The organism is Syntrophales bacterium (assembly GCA_023229765.1).
GTDB lineage: Bacteria > Desulfobacterota > Syntrophia > Syntrophales > UBA5619 > DYTH01.
On sequence record JALNYO010000001.1, the window covers coordinates 16,255 to 35,675 of the forward strand.

Sequence of the window (19,421 nt, forward strand, 5' to 3'; positions counted from 1 at the left end):
ATGGCGCGCATACTTATCATCGACGACGATGAGATACTCTCGGGCATGCTCGCAGAGATTGTAATGGACATGGGTCATGCGTCCGCCAGGGTCTTTACCTTGGCGGACGGTCTTAAGGAGGCAGCCGTGGGCGATTTTGCCGTTATCCTCCTCGATGTGAAGCTTCCCGATGGCAACGGCCTGACGAAGATACCTATGCTGCACGATCTTTGCAGTTCAGCGGAAATAATAATTATCACCGCTTTTGGCGACCGGTGCGGCGCTGAGTTGGCGCTCGACAGCGGCGCCTGGGATTACATCCATAAGACCGCTTCGATTTCCGAAATCAAGATGTCCTTGTCAAGGGCCATTCAGTATGCGGCAGCGAATCGCACCCGGATGCCTGGGCCGTCCGAGCTCGCTATAGACGGGATCATTGGCCAGAGCGATAAATTGCGTATCTGTTTCGGTCACCTTGCTCAGGCGGCGAAAAGCGGCGCCAATCTTCTGCTCTTCGGAGAAACTGGCACCGGCAAGGAGCTCTTTGCCCGGGCCTTGCACAGAAACAGCAGCCGTGCCCAGGGGCCCTTCATTACCGTAGATTGTGCAGCGTTGCCCCCGACTTTGGTGGAAAGCCAGCTCTTCGGTCACGAGAAGGGGGCGTTTACCGGCGCCGACCGGAAGATGGACGGCATGATCATGCAGGCCAACGGCGGCATCCTGTTTCTCGACGAGATAGGCGAGCTGCCCCTCCCCATCCAGAAATCTTTTCTGCGAGTGCTGCAGGAAAAGCATTTTCGCCCCGTCGGGGGGCGGGAGGAGCTGGAAAGCGATTTTCGCACCGTGGCGGCGACCAACCGGGATATGGAAGCGATGGCAGCAGCCGGTGCTTTCCGCAGCGATCTGCTCTACCGTCTCCGGTCGCTGGTGATCAAGCTGCCCCCCTTGCGGGAGCGTTTCGGAGATATTCCGGAGCTGACCATGTTTTATATGGCGAAATTATGCAACCGCTATAGAATCGATATTAAGGATATTTCCCTGGACTTTATGGAGTTTCTTGATGCCTATCCGTGGCCCGGCAACGTCAGGGAGCTGATCAATGTTCTGGAGTCCGCTGTCGCGGCGGCCTTCAATGAGCCAACGCTTTACCCCAAACACCTGCCCACGAATATCCGCCTGCATGTCATTTATGGCAGCGGCGGTAAGACAGGCAAGGAGGTTCCCCCGCAGCAGCTTCCGCCGCTGAAAAACGTTCGCGAAACGGCGGTGCTGGAAACGGAATTACGATATCTCCGGGAGCTGATGACGCTGGCGAAAGGAGATATTCTGGAAGGCTGCCGCATTTCCGGCCTGTCCCGGGCGCAACTCTATGCCCAGATCAGGAAGCACAAGAGGGGACAGGCTACTTTTTGAAGAGGTAAAGTGCTCAGGATAGCAAGAGTTTTTTGTGACGGACATATATAACACTTTTTCAACAGAGGGAACGGCGGCAGCAAGTCTTTAGCAAAGATGCGGACTGCCGGGCATTTTCTGGACTTATGGAGGATGCAAAATCGTCATATCAGATAAACATTTTTGCCTATTGCCTCATGCCTCGCCGCTTTCCCGCCTGTTTTTACTGTACCAGTGCCTGGCGGACCTTGGCGGTTAGGTCCGCTATCGAGAACGGTTTCTGAATAAAGTTCACTCCCTCCTCCAGCACACCGTGGTGGGCGATGACGTTGGCCGTATAGCCGGACATGAACAGACATTTCAGGTTCGGGTAGAGGGAGCGCAGCCGTTCGGCCAGCTCCCGTCCGTTCATTCCGGGCAGCACCACGTCGGTCACAAGCAGGCGAATCTCGCCGGCGTGCTCCGCCGCCAGCCTCAGGGCTTCCCCGGGAGAGCCCGCGGTCAGCACCCGGTACCCGATCCCTTCCAGCATGATCTTCCCCATCTCCAGATTCGCCGGCTCGTCTTCCACGACAAGCACCGTCTCACCCCCGCCCCGCAGAATTTCCGACGGACTTTTCTCCTGGGGCTCGGTGTTTTGTCCCGCATGCCGGGGCAGGTAAATCCGGAAGGTTGTCCCTTCCCCCGGTTCGCTATAGACGTTGATGAAGCCTTTGTTCTGCTTGACGATGCCGTACACCGTGGCCAGCCCCAGGCCCGTGCCCCGCCCCAGCTCCTTCGTCGTGAAAAAGGGTTCGAAGATATTCTCGATGGTCTGTCTGTCCATCCCGCAGCCGTCGTCGGAAACGGCAAGCAGGACGTACTCGCCGGGGATAAAACCCGCGTGGACGGCGCAGTACTCCTCGTCGAAGGACGCCTTCCCCGTCTCGATGGTCAGCTTGCCCACCCCGGCGATCGCGTCGCGGGCGTTGATGCACAGATTCGCCATAATCTGATCGACCTGGACGGGATCCATCTTGACCGGCGACAGGCCCGCCTCCGGCAGCCAGACGAGATCGATGTCCTCGCCGATCAGCCGCCGCAGCATCTTGAGCATGTTCTCCACAACTTCGTTTAGATCGAGCGTCTCTGGGGCCACCGTTTGCCTGCGGGCAAAGGCCAGCAACTGCCTGGTCAGGCCAGCGGACCGCTCGGCGGCCTTCTTGATCGCCGCAAAAGCCCCGTAAAACGGCTCCTTAGTGTCAATCCTTTCCAGGGCCATTTCCGCATGGCCGAGAATCACTCCCAGCATGTTGTTGAAATCGTGTGCCACCCCTCCGGCCAGCCTTCCCACCGCCTCCAGCTTCTCGGATTGTCGCAATTGGGCACGCAGCCGCTCCTGTTCGGCCTCAATCTCCTTGCGCTCCGTAATGTCCAGCAATGTTCCCAATGTGTATGCGGGCTTCCCCGCCTCGTCCCGGATGAGATTGGCCCTGAGGAGGCCGAAAACGGTGCAACCGTCTTTATGGAGGAGGCGCTTTTCCATTTCATAGACGTCGCCCGCGCCGCTTGCCAAGCCGGTCTGCCGTTGCAGATTGACCTCCAGGTCTTCCGGATGCGTGATGTCCCGCAAGTGCTTGCCGAGCAATTCTTCTTCATTATACCCCAGCATCCGGCAATAAGCCGGGTTGGCGTGCTGGATATGGAAGTCGAGGGATATCTGGGCCACGCCGACGGGCAGGCGATTATAAATGGTGCGGAAGCGACGTTCGCTCTCCCGCTGCTTTTCTTCCGCCCGCTTCTGCTCGACAATATGCCAGGTCACGTCGGCCAGATAGGAGACGCTCTCCACGTCCGCATCCGTGTAAGCGGCAGGCTTGTTGCCCACGCCCAGAACGGCGACCACCCTGCCTTCGCGCATCACGGGAACCACCAGTTCACGGACTACCGCGGCGTGGCCCTGGGGCATCCCCTTTTTGTGCGGCAGCGACGCGTAATCGTTGTGGACTACCGGTTTCCCCTCGTGCACGCAATCCGCCCAGACGCCGGCCTGGTCGATGCCGTAGTGCACCCCTCGGCCCTCGATCCGGCGAAATTCGCTTAAAGTGCGGGTGGAGCACTGTTGCAAGGAGATGGTTTTTTGATCGGCTTCCACAAAGTGGTAAAACCCGATGGGGCTATCCACCAGTGCGCCGGTTTCGTCTATGGCCTTGACCAGAAACTCATCTAGGGCGTGGGAGGCTGCATACTCCAGCAGGGACAGCCGCGTCTGGATCAAGAGGCCCATGCGGCGTTCCTCACTTTGGTCGCGGAAGACCAAGACCACGCCTGTGATGGCGCCTTCTGCATCGCGGATCGGGGCACCGCTGTCGGCGATGGGGTGCTCGCTGCCGTCTTTCGCGATGAGCAGGGTGTGGTTGGCCAGCGAGACGACTAGCCCCTCCCTGAGCACCTTCGCGACGGGGTCGTCCACCGCCTTCCGCGTCTCCTCGGAGACGATTCGGAAGACCTCTGCCAGCGGTCTGCCTTGCGCCTCCTCATTGTTCCAGCCCGTAAGCCCCTCGGCTGAAGGATTGAGAAACTCCACCCGGCCTTCGGCGTCGGCGGCGATGACGCCGTCGCCCAGGGCGTGCAGGGTAACGCTGTGGCGCTCGACGCTCGCGCGGAGCGCAGCCTCTGAGCGGTACAGTGCTCGGAAGTGCTGCTTTTTTTCGCGCTGCCGGGCGGCAAGGCCGAGCGCGCCGAGAGCGCCCAGCAGAACCGCGAGCAGCGCCAGGATCAGTGCCGAGCGGAAGCGCCATTCGGCGAAGGCCTCGGCCGCGTCCACCTTGGCCACCATTAACCAGGGCGAATCCGGGATCGGCAATAAGACCGCAGCCACTTCAATTCCGCGATAATCCCGGCTCTCGACAAAGCCCCTTTTCCCTAAGACGGCCATGACCGCGGGCACGTCGGTCCGGCTCAGGGGGATGCGGAGCTTGAGCGCCGTATCGGACCGGTGGCGCAGGTCGTTGAGGAATAGCGCATCGTTGCCGTCGCGCCGGACCAGCAGCGTCTCCTCGCTTTGGCTCGGTTCAGGCCAGGACTGGATCAGGGGGTAGAGGAAGTGCGAGGCGTCGTTGATTAGGATGATCGCGCCGACCGCTCTGCGGGCTTGTCCGTTCCCCGCGAAGAGCGGCGCCACTGCGGAGATATGGGGCGCCTGCTCCTGCGCCTCTCTGTGCAGGTCGGTCAGCGCGGCTTTTCGGTTGCGCAGGGCGGCGGCCAAGGTCGGGATGTATCCGCTGTGGGTCTCCAACCGGCCGCTCAGGCTCAGGCGCACCCGCCCCTCCGGGTCTGTCAAAAGCACGTCAACGTAGCCGCAGTATGCCTGTAACGTTTGGAATTGTAAGCGCAGTTCCTTGGCATTTTTGCCGAGCGGATCGGCAAGAAAGCGGTCCACTTCCCGTTCCAGAGAGGGGCTTTCCATCAAGACGGCGGCGTCGGCCAGCCGCTCGCTGCGCCAAGTCGCGATATTTTTCGCCTTGAGCTGGGCGACGGCTGTCAGGTGCATCTCGACGTTTTGCCGCACCGTCCCTTCCTGGACGCGGTAAAACCACGCGCCGCCGGCCAGCATGACCAGCAGCGTCAGCGCCAGGGCGGCTTTCATCCAGAAGGGGATCGCATTATTCTCAGATTTCATGGCATTATCCTTGTTGCTTTTTATTCTGCCCGTACGCCGGCAAAAAGGCTGAGCTTCCTGAACTGCAAACGACCTTGTCCGTGGCCTTCTTGAAGAAGGCGCTGCTTTAATTAATACCTTTCGCCCCGGAGCCTGTCAATAGAAAGATCGCTTCAGAATCGGCTGTTTATTTTGGATGGAGCGGTTTTCCGGGTCAATGTTTCTCAAAAAATGATTTATACTATTACGGATATTGGGTAATAAGGCCTGCTTAGCGTTTGTGCCGCCTGTGTGATTTCTGCGTTGCGACCGTCTTTACGCCTCCCGATAGCTGGGTATGAGGGGGTATTGCCGGATCAGACAATCTCTAACTCGCCATAATCACAACGCAAGATGGTGGCGCCCCCGTCTGGGTATCTTGTCGCGCCAGACGTTTATGCGGCTGCCAGGTTCACTTAAATCTTCCTGATAGTAGTAACAGTCTGAATCAACAGCAAATATTCTTTTCACTTTCGCTTGGCATTGTTCTTGTATTGGCAACTGTCAGTTTGCGGCTATGGACGCCTCTTTAGAAGTGGCAGGCAAGTGAGCGGCAACAAGAAAAGGTGAATAATGAACATATTATGTTACTGCTATTCCACGGACGAAGCGTTTCTCAATATCTGGGCGAGGATGCAGAAAACGAGTCCGGAATTGGGGCTGGAACTGCACCAGTCGCTTGACAGCTTTACCGCCAGGCTCAGACAGCCGGGGGGAAATGTCGCGGTTGTCCTGCTGTATATTGCCGATAAAAAAATCCTGTCCGATCTTACGGTGGTGCGGCCATTGTTGAATGACATGCCCGTTGTTATCCTCCTGAAGGATCAGGAGCAGGAAATGCTAAAGTTTTCCAATGAGTTGAGGCCGCGGGTCATCCTGTACACTTTTTGTAAGGTGGAAGATATTTGCGCGGTTTTTCAGCGATGCAATGGCAGATACGGCAACTGGGAAGGGGCGTAAAAATCCACGACTGGCAATTGAGAAGAAAGGGAAGATACAAATAATGAAGAAGAGGAGGTACGCTGAGATGGGTGAAACAGCAGCAATGGAGCAGGCGATGAAAGCAATGGCGAATCGGGAGGGGAAGTACCTGACGTTTACGCTGGCGGAGGAGGAGTACGGGATCGGCATCCTGAAGGTGAAGGAGATCATCGGCATTATGGCGATCACCACGGTGCCCCGGACCCCGGAATATATGAAGGGTGTGATCAACCTGCGGGGCAAGGTGATCCCCGTCGTGGATTTGCGGCTGAAGTTCGGGATGGAGGCGATGGATTACACGGAGCGGACCTGCATTATCGTTGTTGAGATCACGGGGGACGGAAAGAAGATTCTGCTCGGGATTCTGGTGGATTCCGTTTCGGAGGTGCTCAATATTAAGGGAAGCGATATCGAGGATACGCCGAATTTCGGCAGCCAGTTGGATACGGAATACATCCTGGGGATGGCCAAAACGGGCGGCCGGGTAAAGATTTTGCTGGACATCGACAGGGTGCTCAACGACAGCGAGGTTGCTTCACTATCGGCTTCTGCGTAAATAGCATTTTTTACAATTGGTTATGAAGGAAGGTTATTATGACAATGAAAAGCGCGGGTATTGTAACAGTGGGCTTGATCCTTATTCTCATTGCTTCTGCCGCATTTGCCGCCCATCCGCTCATCACTGACGACACGGGAACGCAGGGGAAAGGTAAATACCAACTGGAAGCCAATATAGAATACGCTCACAACGACGATCTCGGCGTAAAGTCGAATGAAACCCAGGCAGCGGCCACCCTGACCTACGGCCTGCTGGACAATCTTGACGTTACCGTAGGTCTGCCCTGGCTGAAGGAAGAGGAAGAGTCAGGGAATGCAGCGGCAACGGAGCGGGGGGTTTCCGATCTATGTATCTGGGCTAAATGGCGTTTCTACGAGCGGGAAAGCCTCAGTTTTGCTTTCAGGCCGGGGGTTACGCTGCCGACGGGAAATGAGGGCAAGGGCTTGGGAAGAGGCAAGACGACTTACAGTTTGTTCTTCATCACTACCAGGGAATGGCAGCCCATTCGGGTGCATTTGAATCTGGGCTATATACGCAACGAAAACAAGCTTGATGAACGGGTTGACATCTGGCACGTCTCCCTGGCCGGGGAATTTGCCGTCACCAAGGCGCTCAGGGTCGTTCTCAACATCGGTCAGGAAAAGAATCCCGATCAACTTGCCGATCAGGAACCGGCCTTTATCCTGGGCGGATTGATATATGCCGTAACAGAAAGTTTTGACGTGGATATGGGGGTGAAGAGAGGCTTGAATGATGCCGAACCGGACTATCGGATACTCGCAGGAATTACGTATAGATTCTAACCAGTCTTTATTTGGAAACCACTGTTTTTAATAACAATTTAAGGAGGAACAAAAAATGAGCTTGGCAAACACAAAGGTTTCTACAAAGTTGTATCTCGGCTTCAGCGTGCCGGTGGTTTTGCTGCTGATCGTCATTGCGGTCGCCGTCTCCAATCTGTCGACCATCGATAACAACATCGACCGGATCGTGACGATCAACAACGTCCGCGTCAACCTCACCGCGGACACGGGGGCGCTCTTGAGGGAAAATTCCATTTCGCTGCGCAATCTCATTATTTCCCCGGATAACAAGGAGGCGCAGGCTGAACTGGATGACATTACGTCGAGCCGGGGTAAATACGACGAAATGTTTAAGAAGCTCATGGATCTTACGCCCAGGGAGGACACCAAAGGTTGGGAGCTGATTGAAAAGATCAAGGCGGCCGCGGGCCCCGCCCGGGAATTAAACAACCAGGTCGCAGAATTGGGATTGGCCAATAAGGATACCGAAGCCACTGCGCTGATGAACGCCAAGGCGCGGCCGGCGATGCGAGCGTGGCTCGACGCCGTCGACGCAGCGAACAACTACCAGGACGACCGCAGTAAAATCCGGTACGAAATCGCGCAGAAGGCTTATGACCAGGCGCGTGTGTGGATGTTCGTGACAGGCGCGGTGGCCATTTCCCTGGCGGCTCTGATTGCCTTTATCATCACGCGCAGCATTGTCGGACCCCTGAACCGGGTCATTGCGGGTCTGACCGAAGGTTCCGATCAGGTGGCGGCCGCGGCTGGCCAGGTATCTTCCGCCAGCCAGTCTTTGGCCGAGGGCACCACGGAGCAGGCATCCTCGCTGGAAGAAACCTCGGCGTCGCTCGAGGAGATGTCCTCGATGACGAAGCAGAATGCCGACCATGCGAACCAGGCCCGGTCGATGATGAAGGAAGCCAACCGGATTGTGGAGAAGGTGAACGGCCACATGACGGACATGGCCAGCGCCATTGTCGAGATAACGCGTTCGAGCGAAGAGACGGGGAAGATCATCAAGACGATTGACGAGATCGCTTTCCAGACCAACCTGCTGGCTCTGAATGCGGCGGTGGAGGCGGCGCGGGCCGGCGAGGCTGGGGCGGGATTCGCGGTAGTGGCCGACGAGGTCAGAAACCTGGCGATGCGGGCGGCCGATGCGGCGAAAAACACCAGCAACCTGATCGAAGGGACGATCAAGGCTGTCCGGAACGGCAATGAATTGACCAGCGCCACGCAGGAGGCGTTCAGGGAGAACTCTCAGATTGCGGGGAAAATCAGCCAGTTGGTGGATGAGATTGCGACAGCTTCCGAGGAGCAGGCGCAGGGGATCAATCAGGTGAACAAGGCCGTGGCGGAGATGGACAAGGTGACGCAGTCAACGGCAGCCAATGCCGAAGAGTCAGCGGCGGCATCGGAGGAATTGAGCGCCCAAGCGGAGCAGATGAAGGTTTATGTGGGGGATTTGGTGGCGGTAGTCGGCGGCAGCGGGAGTGGGAGCGGTCAGATAACCGCGGCCTTGTTGCCCCGGCAGGTTAAAGGCAGCGGTTATCGGCAGGCGGCGCTGCCTGCTCCCCGAAAAGCGACCGGCAAACAGGTTGCAGCGTCCGGCCATGGGAAAATGAAAATTACCCGACCCGAGCAGGTAATTCCCTTAGACGACGGAGATTTTAAGGATTTTTAATTAATTTCGACGCGGTTAGTACACCTGTAGTGAGTGCCGTAAAAATTCCATCGTCCTAAGTCAAGTTTCGGACGATGGAATTTTTGATTATTTTTCAATGCGTAGCCGCGGGGGGAATCCGCATCACCTCGGGGAGTGGAGGAACCCCTTTTCGAGCATCTTTTCGAGGAGGGCCTCGGCGCGGGCGGGGTTGAAAGCGCCGCACATGCAGCACTTGGCCATCATCAGGGCAGCCCTCTTGGGGGTCAGCCGCCGCAGGCGCACCTGTTCGATCATCTTCCGGATCAGATTGAAAGAGACCATCCCGTGGCCGCACATCGTGTTGAATTCCTGCACCTCGCGTTCGGGGAGACGGTCCTTCGCCCCCCAGACGCCGAGGGAATGCTCGGCGCTATGGCGGCTGATTCCCGCCTTTTTGCAGCATTCCTGCACCTCTTCCATCAGGCCGCTGATATTGATGCAGATTCCCAAATCCGCCTGGATCAGCTCCTCCACCACCCGTCCGAGGGTATCGAGGTCGGTAAAGACGGCGGCGCCCACAGTCCCGTCTTCCTGCTTGTCGATCAGTTTATCAATCTGGACATTGTTCTGATGCATGCTCCCGATCTTCATGTCGCCCATGTTCACGGGGTTGTGCTTGAGGCAGATTCGCATGAACTGCCGGATCTTTTCGGCCGATCCCTCGCGGTTGATCCCTTTGGCTGTATGAACGAAGATCGTGTAGTCCTGGCGGAGGTCTGCGGCCAGCCCCTGTCTGTGCAATGTGTTTGTCATCACGCCACCTCCCTGAAGAGCGGTCGCCCCAACCCCAGGTTTGTCTTGCCGTTGGGGGAGAGTCGATAGCCCGCCTTTTTCACCCATGCCTCATGGGGGATCGTCCCATCATCTATGCAGCGGGAGGCAACGCCGACGCTGATCACCGTGTCAATCTCGTGCTGCACCTTCTCCAGAACTTCCAGAAAAACGGGAATCTTCTCCAGTTCGGTCTTTAACTCAATGATCGCCGAGAGGACCTTTTCATCGAGGATGTCCGGCCGCATTCGCCCGGTGCGGGTATCTTCCATCAGCAGGGTGACGGGGTTTTCCTGCTCGAAGTGGGGTCCCAGAGGGGCCAGGGCCATGGCCACCCGCTCCACGTCCCGAAAGCGGGCTCCGATCCCCGGCCGGCCGACCTCGACGACGAAACCCGCCTCGCCGTGGCGGAGCCGCCCGGTCACGTCGTTGCTCTTGATCTCGTCGGTTCCCCGTCCGGGCACGCCGGTTCCCGGATGGACGATGGTGGGGTTGCTGAACTGGGCGCGCAGGAGCCTCGGCATAACGAGCTCGGGAGGGGTGAGGGCCCCGGTGGGACAGATGTCCGCATCGGCCAGGTAGCCGAGTTTCAGCGGGGCGAGCGCCTTGCGGATGGCGCGGACGAACCAGGGCGGGTAGCCCTCGTTGCGGAGAACCCGATGGCAGGTGCCGCACTCTACGCACTCCTCCTGGTTCACGACGGAGCGACCGTCCGCGCCGAGGGAGATCGCCCCCATCGTGCAGACGACGTGGCAGTTGCCGCAGCCGACGCACTTTTCCTTGTCGATATCCATGGTTATTCCTTTCCGTTTTCTGTTTTCTTGGGCAGATAGTCCTCCCGGACGGGTGAGAAGACTTCAATAACTACGGAATCTTCAAGGATTTCCGCTCCATGTTCAACGCCGCCCGGGATGCACCAGGTGTCGCCTGTCTGCGCTTCGCACTCTTCTGTGCCGATCGTAAAACGAATGCGGCCCTTCACAAGATATCCGGTCTGCTCATGGGGATGGGCGTGGCGCGGCAAGACGCTGTTTTTCTGCAAGCGGAATTCCGCCATCAGGGTTTTTTCTCCGTAAACCAGCGTTTTCAGGTCGATCCCCTTTATGGCGGGATGATAGCCGCTTTCGTTGTGCTTTTCGAACATATCCGACTCCTTTATCGTCTCCGGTTTTCGCCCGTAAAAATCAAGGGGCGTGGACACTCGCGCGCCTTGTTTATGCCGGGCAGTGTGAAGTTTGGTGATGAATAGCCCCCCCTACTGCCGCTTACCGCCAAAGCGCGGCAGTATTTACACAAGAACTGAGCAAAAGCAAGGGCGGACTCGTGCCGTTTTCGGCCTTGGCGTTTTTCGTCATTTCCGGAGTAATTGAAACATACCGTAATAGTAGAGGAAAGTAACCCGCGCATAATTTAAGTTATGGCTGTCCGGTTCGGAATGGCTGCTTCACCCGCGATAATCCCATTGACACGCCAGAGTGCGCTTTATATACTTACTGCCGTAAAAAATTGTTCATCAATTCCCTGTTGCGCATTAGGGAGATAATCGGCAGTGCTCGTTCGCGAAAGAGAGGATATCCATAAATGAACATCAAAGAGGTACGTCAGGAAGCCAAAAAACGTTTTAATGGCATCTGCCGCGTCTGCCGCGAGTGCAACGGCGTGGCCTGCGCCGGTGAATTTCCCGGCATTGGAGGGGCCGACAGCGGCGCATCTTTCATCAATAACTACAATGCCCTGGCCGCCCTGCGCGTCAAGATGCGGGTGATCCATGCAGCCGGCGAGCCGGAGACGGCGCTGACGCTCTTTGGGCAAAGGCTGTCCATGCCGATCCTGGGGGCGGCGGTAGCAGGCGCCCGGATGAATTTTCAAGGAATCATCAGCGAAGAGGAGCTGGACACCGCCTTTATCGCCGGCGCGAAGCAGGCCGGAACGCTGGCGATGACAGGCGATGGGCCTGACCCCCAGCTCTATGCCACTGGTTTGAGCGTCATCCAGGCCCACGAGGGGTGGGGCATTCCCATTGCCAAGCCGCGCGACCAGGCCAATATTATCGCCCACCTTCGTCAGGCGGAGGCAGCGGGTTGTGTTGCCGTGGGGATAGACGTGGATGCCGCCGGCATCCTGCCCATGCGGGCGGCGGGCCAGCCGGTGCAGCCGAAGACGGTGGCGCAACTGCAGGAACTGGTGCAAAGCACGACCCTGCCGCTGATTCTGAAGGGGATAATGTGCGTGGAGGACGCCCTGGCCGCGCGCGAGGCAGGGGTTGCGGCCATTGTCGTCTCCAACCACGGCGGGCGGGTGCTTGATCACACCCCCGGAACCGCCGAGGTTTTGCCGCAGATTGCCCTGGCTGTGCGCCGCGACATGGTGGTGCTGGCCGATGGGGGAGTGCGCAGAGGCGTGGACGTCCTCAAGATGCTGGCCTTGGGCGCGCACGCCGTGCTGGTGGGCAGACCGCTTGCCATCGGCGCCGTTGGCGCTGGCGCAGCCGGCGTCCGGCTGACCCTGGAGCAGATGCAAAATGAGCTGAAGGCGGCCATGATCTATACAGCATGTGCCGGCGTGGGCGAGATCGGCGAGGGAGTTTTCTGAACATTTAACCGCCTTTCCCCGGCGGTGCTTTCTTTCGGTTGTCTGCCGTTTGTCTCCCCGAGCAGTCCCGATTTTTTATATCTTTTCTGCGAGCAGGCTCCTGACAATGTCAGATTTTCTGTTTCTTTTATAAAGAGGCGTTCTGTCGCCGGCAATATAAGGGGCGAGGTTGTCTTCAAAGGTTCTCTTTGTCTCTTTTTGATAGATTATTCCAAGCGGCCAGGGCGACTCTTCCCGGGCCTTTGCCAGGGCGGCCTGCATACTGCCCGCGTCATGACTGCCTGGTTCAAGGAAATAGGTGTTATCCTTGTACCATTTGCGCGTGTTTATTTTGTTGAAGGTGACGCATGCCTGAAAAACATCTACCAGCGCGAAACCCTTGTGGTTTATCGCTGCCTTGATTATTTCCTTTGTCTTTTCTGGTTCGTCGGCGGAAGCCCTGGCAACAAAGGGCGCGCCCATTATGAGGGCCAGCAGCAGCGGATTGAGCGGCGTTTCAAAAACTCCGTCAACCTGGATCGGTGTTTTCATGCCCAGTCCCGAGGTGGGAGAAGCCTGCCCCTTGGTGAGGCCGTAAACCATATTATTATGAACAATTACAGTTATGTCGGGATTTCGTCTGATCGTGTGAATAAAATGATTGCCGCCTTCACTGTAGATGTCGCCGTCGCCGCTTTCGACGATAAGTTTAAGGTCGGGATTAACCGCCTTGATGCCGGATGCGGCAGGAAGCGCCCGACCGTGCAGCCCGTTGAAGTAACTTATGTCATAATACTGGGGCGCTTTTGCGGCATGGCCGATTCCTGAACAATAGACCAGCCGCTCTTTGGGGATGCCCAGTTCCGTAAAAACCTTCAGCATGATATTTCTTATCCCAAAGTTGCCGCAACCCGGGCACCAGGCTATTTCAACATCATTTTTCGCGTATATTGATGTATTCATTATCATTCTCCCTTATTTAATCGCGAACTGCGGTTTGCCGATTTCTGGTGAAACTCTCATGACGGCCTGCCGTCACAAAGGGGGATGAAAATTGCTGGGCGACCCCCATCCCCACCCTTACCCTCCCCTTGAAGGGGAGGGAAGTTGGACACAATGAATCCAATAAGTTGAGTTGGCATTTTTAGGTGAAAATATTTTTTAATTCAACCGCGAGGGCGTCTGCCGCAAAGGGGAACCCGTCGTACCTTAAGATAGTGTCTTTGATCGCAATCCCTGTTTCTGCCATGAGCAGGGACGCGAACTGCGCCGTCTGGCTGTTTTCCAAGGCCACTGTTTTTTCTGCCTTTTTAAGATATTTCCCCGCATCCCTGTGCAGAGGGTAAACCTGACTGAAATGCAGGAGCGCCGTCTCCTCAAGTTCGCTTAATTCCAACGCTTCCAGCGCGCTGTTGAGCGTCGAGCCCCAGGCGACTATCAGGTATTTGTATTTCCGGGGGCCGTAAAGTTCCGGGGCGAGCGCCGCCTTCCGGATGGCGGCAAATTTCTTCATTCTTTTATTTTTCATGGCCAGGCTGATCCCGCGCAAGTCTTCCGTGATTCGGCCGCTTTCATCATGCTCGTCAGAATCGGAACAGACCGTGCCTGTCCCAAAACCGGGCACACCGCGCGGGGAAAAACCGTCCTTGGCCAGCGCGTATCTTTTATAGTTTTCAGTCGTTGCAACAATGTATTTTTCTGGAGGTTCTGCGTTGATTGGAAACATGGGGACGTTGTAATAGGTGTCCACAAAGTACTGATCCGTCAGGATAAATACCGGCGCCTGGAACTTATCGGCCCAGTCAAATGCTCTGGCTGCAAGCTCGAAGCCCTGCCTGGTGTTGCCCGGGGCAAAGATTATCCGGGGGAACACCCCATGACCGGCGTAAAGCGCCAGGTTAAGATCACCCTGCTCCGTTCTGGTCGGTAGGCCTGTCGCAGGCCCGGGGCGCTGCGCGAGGTGGACAACCACGGGGGTCTCGGTGATTCCGGATAGCGATATCCCTTCCGTCATCAAGGCAAATCCCCCGCCTGAAGTTGAAACAAGCGCGCGCCCTCCGGCGTACCACGCGCCCAGGGCCATATTTATCACGCCTGTTTCATCTTCCGCCTGTTCAACAACAAGCCCCGCCCGGTGCTGATATGCGGCAAGCGCCGTGAACACGCCAGTTGCCGGAGTCATGGGATAGGCGAACACGCTGTCGCAGCCGCCGGCAATGGCCCCTATCGCAACGGCATCCGCGCCGGACAGAAGGAGCTCATTTTCTACGGCAAGCTTGCTTTTCAGTCCGGGCCGGTATTTTTTTGCCGTCGCTATTTTCCTGCCTTCATCATAACCGGCAATAAAAGCATCAATGTTTGATTTTATTGCATCATCGCCTTTGGGAGAGAACATTTTTCCTATATAGGCGGGTGCTTTTTCCAGGCCTGCGCCGATTATCCCGCACGCGCAGCCTGCGGCGGCCATGCTCTGGTAAATAGCGTTTCCCAGCTTTGTCGCTATCTTCGTGAAATCAACATTGATAACTCGTTCGTCGCCGAGTTTTTCCGCTTCGCCGATTATCAGGGTGTCTTTCTGTATCCGGTCAGACAGCCTGGCGATGGCCTGTTTTTCCAGCGGTATGAAAATATCTGTTTTTTCAACATAGGAGGCCCGGCGCTTTTCCGACACCCTGATCTGGGTGGAGTTGATTCCGCCGCGCACGCGGGACATATATTCCTTGGTGGCAAAAACATTGTATCCGGAATGCTTGATGATATTTACAAGGGTGGCTTCTATTGATTGGACGCCCTGTCCCGCTTCTCCGGCAATCACAATGGATACTTCGGATATTTTGTTCAGCATTTACCCCCTCCGTAAAATGGACGCTCCCGTCAAAAGGCCGAATCAGCATTGTTCGTCATTTATGGCTATTTCATGCCGCGTCTGGCCGCGATGAGCAGCGGATCCCACACCGGTGAGATGGGCGGCGCATAGGCGGCATCAAGGGTGTAGAGCTCATCCATCCGCATCCCCTGGGTGGCTGCGGCAACGACCGTATTAATCCTCAGCGCGGAGCCCGGGCCGCCGACAATCTGGCCTCCCACAATCACCCGCGGGTCCTCCTCGAAGAACAGCTTCACCCAGATATCTGTAGAGCCGGGGAAATAGGCCGGCAAGGTTGTTGCCTTGATCATCACGGAGCTGATATGTTTCAGGTCATAGCGATCGAGCTCCATCTGACCGATGCCGGTCTTGGCAATTTCCAGACCGAAGATGCGGGTGACCGCAGTTCCGATTACCCCCGGAAACTGTTTCAGTTTCTTTCCCTTTGTCTGTAAAACAATGTTTTCGCCGCACAGCTTGCCCTGGCGGTTTGCCGTCAATCCCAGGGGAATGTAAACATCCTGGTGCAGCAGGCGATGGTAAACGGTGCAGCAATCGCCGGCGCTGAAGATATGGGAGGCGGAGGTCCGCTGATAGCGGTCAACCTTAATGGCGCCGCGGGGGCCCAGTTCGAGGCCCGCCTCAACCGCGATGTCGCTGTTGGGCGTTACTCCGATGCTAAGAAGCACACAGTCCGCGGCAACGGAGCTGCCGTCATCGAGTCTTACCGCGTGAACCTGCTGGTCGCCCTCCAGGCCTACGACCTTGCGGCCGAGAATTACCTCGACGCCGTTTGCCCGCAGCTCTCGATCCGCAAGCAGGCTCATGTCGTCATCCATGATTGACATGACGCGGGGCATCGCCTCTACCAGGGCGACCTCCAGACCTGCGCCCCGGAAAGACTCCGCCATTTCGACCCCGATGTATCCGCCGCCGATGATCACGGCCTTCTGCGGTTTCCGGTTTTCCAGAAAAGCCTTCAGGTCGATGCCGCTCTGGAATTCCTTCAGCGGGAAGACCCCTGGCAGTTCAATGCCCGGGATGGCGGGGATGATGGAGCGGGCCCCCGTAGCCAGCACCAGTTCACCATACTCCTGTTCAAAGGCGCTTCCGTCTTCGTGATTTTTTACTGCGACCGTTTGCGCCTCCCGGTTTATGGAAAGTACCTCGTGGCGGGTCTTCAGGTTTATGCCGCGCTTGTAGATGGCGTCTTCCGGGGCCAGGGCGATGAGGTCCTCGTGATTGCGGATCTGGCCGGAGATGTAGTAAGGCGCCCCGCAGGCCCCGTACGAGATGTAGGTTTCCCTGCCGAAAACAATGACCTCGAGATCGGGAAGTTCACGTTTGATCACGCTTGCCGCGCTCATCCCTGCAGCGACGGCGCCGACTATGACAATTGGTTTCATGGGGCAGCCTCCTTTTAAAGAAAGATGTTTACGGCAGATATGTTCCGGCGATTCATTGCCGCATATTCTGTGACGATAAAGCGGAGCAGTGCCTTTGTCAAGAAATATAACCCTGCAATTCCCCATGTCCGGCTCTTTCAGAACCCAATAAGAAAATTGCGCCTCTTTAAGCAGGAAGATTTGATAACTTTATAAAAAGTCCGAAAATAACCCTTCTGGTAAATTAAAACTTTATAATTATAGAAGTTTATACGTATTTTCCGGGCAAATCTTGATTTTTTAAGGATTTGTCTGATTTGACTAATAAGATTTATTGCTATATGGAAAGAGTCAGTTTCCTTACTCGGCGGAAATTATATTCGGCAGTTATACTACTTAACCACCAGACAATTTTTAAGGATTCCGGTATGGAAGCAACGGGGGAAAATCATAACCGCTCCAACATCCTGGTTGTTGATGATGAGGAAGTAATCAGGGAGGGAATGCGCCGCATTCTGGAAGCGGAAGGATATCAGGTGCAAACGGCGGCGAGCGGCCAGGCGGCCGGAGAAAAAATACAGGCCGAGGATTTCGATGTGGTCATAACGGATCTGAAGATGCCCGGGATGGACGGCATAGAGGTGCTAAAGACCATAAAAATCCTCCAGCCGGGTGTTCCGGTCATGATCATCACCGGCTACTCAACCGTTGACTCCGCCGTAGAGGCGATGAAACAGGGCGCTTTCGATTATATCGCAAAGCCGTTTACTTCGGAGCTGATTATCGGCAAGGTGAAAAAGGCCATTGACTGCAAAGTTTCCACCAGGGGAAATAGCAGCGGGCAGATGGAAATATTCCCCGATGATGGCTTTGATGATTTTGTCGGCAACAGCGCCGCGATGCGGAAAATCTATCGGCGGATTACGCAGGTTGCGCCCACCGACAGCACGGTGCTGATTACCGGCGAAAGCGGGACGGGCAAGGAGCTTGTGGCGCGCGCCATTCACAAGAACAGCCCGCGCTGGGATAATCCTTTCGTAACGGTAGATTGCACCAACCTTCCGGAAACATTACTGCAAAGTGAACTTTTCGGTCATGTCCGGGGGGCGTTTACCGGCGCCGTCAATAACAAGATGGGACTTTTTCAAGCCGCTGACGGCGGCACCCTTTTCCTTGATGAGATTTCTAATATAGGCCTTGCGACCCAGTCGAAGCTGCTGAGGGTCTTGCAGGAAAGAGTCGTGACTCCGATCGGCGATATCCGTCCTGTTCCGATAGATATTCGCCTTGTGGTGGCCACCAATGTAAGCCTGCCGGCCATGTTGACGGCCGGTTCTTTCCGGGAAGATCTTTTTTTCCGCATCAACGTTATCCCGATCAATCTCCCGCCGCTACGGATGCGGAAGAACGACCTGCCGTTGCTGGTTTCACACTTTTTGCAGAAGTTTTCCGGGATATTCGGTAAACAGGTGCGAGGTCTGGCGCATGAGGCGATGGCAGTGCTGGAAGCGTACGAATTTCCTGGCAATGTCCGCGAACTGGAAAATATTATCGAACGGGCGGTAGTCCTCTGCGAGGGTGACGTGATAACGAAGGCCGGTCTGGAGATGCGGATTGAGGAAGAGGCGCTGTCTCAGGGTTCTGACGTAACCCCGCTGAGTCTTGAGGAATTGAAGGAGGCAAAAAAGAGGATTCGGGAGCGGGCGGTGGAACCGATTGAACGGGTGTTTGTTATCAATGCCTTGAAAAAAAACAACTGGAACGTCTCGCGGGCTGCGGAACATACGGGGATGCTCCGCCCCAATTTTCAGGCTTTGCTCAAAAAGCTGGGGATATCGCTCCGGGAAGAACAGCAGCGCGATGAGCCATCCGGAAAAATAACGAACGGGCGGTTCCCTGGCTGAAGAGACCGCCCGCTTTACCCCCGCCGGGAAAGATTATTCCGCTGATTTTAACTGCTTGTTGTCGGCAAGCTCCTGTCGGCGTCTGACTATCGAAACCGCCGCGATTGATATTATTCCCAGGCCTGCCTCCCATTTGCCGAGCGGTTTTCGCAGCTCCTGCCAGTTAATGTCCGAAAATGCGACCTTCGGATTTGCCGGCAGGGTGTTGTAAAACTCCACCTTCTTCTCGAGAACATAGATCACATGAGTTCCGCCCAATATTTTATCCCCGTAAACGGAGGCGTCTTTCCCCAATTCCTGCGCCCGCGTGTAGGCATATTTGAGCATTTCCTCCTGCTCGCCGAAATTGAGCGCCCCCGTCGGGCAGGCCTTGACGCAGGCGGGAAGCAGATTGTTCTCAACCCGTTCCGCGCAAAAATCGCACTTGAAGACCTTGTTCAACTCTTCAGAATAACGAGGTTTTCCCACAGGACAGGCCGCGACGCAGGATTGACACCCGACGCACTTGTCGTTATCCGTTCCGACGCCGCCGGAGGGCAGGCGAAATCTGGCGCCTGCCGCGCAGACGTTTATGCAGGCGGCATTGGTGCAGTGCAGGCACCCGTCTTTCCAGAACAGCCATTGCACCCCGCCGCCTTTTTGCGCCACCTCCCGGAAACGGACCAGCGTCCAGGTGTTGGCCTGAAGATCAGGCGGATTCTGATAGGTGCCGGAACTGATCGTCTGGGAGCCCGGCAGTTGATTCCACTGTTTGCAGGCAACCTGACAACTACGGCAGCCGATGCATTTCTCTACATCTACCACGATTACCTTTCCCGCCATT

General features: G+C 56.4%; 16 protein-coding genes. 8 read left to right on the top strand and 8 right to left on the bottom strand.

The window, feature by feature from the left end; genetic code table 11:
* A complete protein-coding gene (locus M0P74_00060) occupies positions 1–1,392 on the top strand; it encodes a sigma-54 dependent transcriptional regulator (GenBank protein ID MCK9361987.1) in 1,392 nt (463 codons plus the stop codon).
* 202 nt (positions 1,393–1,594) lie between these two features.
* Here the strand turns inward: M0P74_00060 and M0P74_00065 are convergent, their stop codons facing one another.
* Entirely contained in the window at positions 1,595–4,300 is a 2,706-nt protein-coding gene (locus M0P74_00065) for a PAS domain S-box protein (protein ID MCK9361988.1), read from the bottom strand.
* 169 nt (positions 4,301–4,469) lie between these two features.
* Here M0P74_00065 and M0P74_00070 point away from each other — a divergent pair, with 169 nt between their 5' ends.
* From M0P74_00070 to M0P74_00090, 5 genes are all read left to right on the top strand, one after another.
* Complete coding sequence (locus M0P74_00070; GenBank protein MCK9361989.1) at positions 4,470–4,709, top strand: hypothetical protein; 240 nt, start codon at positions 4,470–4,472, stop codon at positions 4,707–4,709.
* 914 nt (positions 4,710–5,623) lie between these two features.
* Complete coding sequence (locus M0P74_00075; protein MCK9361990.1) at positions 5,624–6,010, top strand: hypothetical protein; 387 nt, start codon at positions 5,624–5,626, stop codon at positions 6,008–6,010.
* 67 nt (positions 6,011–6,077) lie between these two features.
* Complete coding sequence (locus M0P74_00080) at positions 6,078–6,587, top strand: chemotaxis protein CheW (GenBank protein MCK9361991.1); 510 nt, start codon at positions 6,078–6,080, stop codon at positions 6,585–6,587.
* 38 nt (positions 6,588–6,625) lie between these two features.
* Entirely contained in the window at positions 6,626–7,393 is a 768-nt protein-coding gene (locus M0P74_00085) for a transporter (GenBank protein ID MCK9361992.1), read from the top strand.
* A 55-nt stretch (positions 7,394–7,448) separates the two neighbouring features.
* A complete protein-coding gene (locus M0P74_00090; protein MCK9361993.1) occupies positions 7,449–9,080 on the top strand; it encodes a methyl-accepting chemotaxis protein in 1,632 nt (543 codons plus the stop codon).
* A gap of 123 nt (positions 9,081–9,203) precedes the next feature.
* On the opposite strand, the gene M0P74_00095 is transcribed toward M0P74_00090, so the two are convergent.
* From M0P74_00095 to M0P74_00105, 3 genes are read right to left on the bottom strand one after another with little or no spacing between them, the layout of a single operon-like run.
* Positions 9,204–9,854 (bottom strand): hypothetical protein, encoded by a 651-nt coding sequence (locus M0P74_00095; protein MCK9361994.1) that lies wholly within the window; start codon positions 9,852–9,854, stop codon positions 9,204–9,206.
* Positions 9,854–10,666, bottom strand: coding sequence for a 4Fe-4S binding protein (locus M0P74_00100; protein MCK9361995.1), 813 nt, complete (start codon positions 10,664–10,666; stop codon positions 9,854–9,856). The genes M0P74_00095 and M0P74_00100 overlap by 1 nt, the downstream gene beginning before the upstream one ends.
* 2 nt (positions 10,667–10,668) lie before the next feature.
* Positions 10,669–11,016, bottom strand: a complete 348-nt coding sequence (locus M0P74_00105) for a cupin domain-containing protein (GenBank protein MCK9361996.1) — start codon at positions 11,014–11,016, stop codon at positions 10,669–10,671.
* 437 nt (positions 11,017–11,453) lie between these two features.
* Here M0P74_00105 and M0P74_00110 point away from each other — a divergent pair, with 437 nt between their 5' ends.
* Positions 11,454–12,464 carry an alpha-hydroxy-acid oxidizing protein gene (locus tag M0P74_00110; protein MCK9361997.1) on the top strand — a complete coding sequence of 337 codons (1,011 nt, stop codon included), beginning with the start codon at positions 11,454–11,456 and terminating at the stop codon, positions 12,462–12,464.
* Between the two features lie 75 nt (positions 12,465–12,539).
* On the opposite strand, the gene M0P74_00115 is transcribed toward M0P74_00110, so the two are convergent.
* The 3 genes from M0P74_00115 to M0P74_00125 all read right to left on the bottom strand — a co-directional run bounded on the left by M0P74_00115 (position 12,540) and on the right by M0P74_00125 (position 16,715).
* Positions 12,540–13,406, bottom strand: a complete 867-nt coding sequence (locus M0P74_00115) for a thiamine pyrophosphate-dependent enzyme (GenBank protein MCK9361998.1) — start codon at positions 13,404–13,406, stop codon at positions 12,540–12,542.
* A 181-nt stretch (positions 13,407–13,587) separates the two neighbouring features.
* The gene (locus tag M0P74_00120) at positions 13,588–15,288 is read right to left on the bottom strand and encodes a 2-oxoacid:acceptor oxidoreductase subunit alpha (GenBank protein ID MCK9361999.1); all 1,701 of its coding nucleotides are present in this window, start codon (positions 15,286–15,288) and stop codon (positions 13,588–13,590) included.
* Between the two features lie 65 nt (positions 15,289–15,353).
* Entirely contained in the window at positions 15,354–16,715 is a 1,362-nt protein-coding gene (locus M0P74_00125; protein ID MCK9362000.1) for an FAD-dependent oxidoreductase, read from the bottom strand.
* A gap of 407 nt (positions 16,716–17,122) precedes the next feature.
* Here M0P74_00125 and M0P74_00130 point away from each other — a divergent pair, with 407 nt between their 5' ends.
* On the top strand, positions 17,123–18,598 hold the full coding sequence (locus M0P74_00130) for a sigma-54 dependent transcriptional regulator (GenBank protein MCK9362001.1): 1,476 nt from the start codon (positions 17,123–17,125) through the stop codon (positions 18,596–18,598).
* A 33-nt stretch (positions 18,599–18,631) separates the two neighbouring features.
* On the opposite strand, the gene M0P74_00135 is transcribed toward M0P74_00130, so the two are convergent.
* Positions 18,632–19,420 (bottom strand): 4Fe-4S dicluster domain-containing protein, encoded by a 789-nt coding sequence (locus tag M0P74_00135; GenBank protein MCK9362002.1) that lies wholly within the window; start codon positions 19,418–19,420, stop codon positions 18,632–18,634.
* Position 19,421 lies beyond the last annotated feature (1 nt).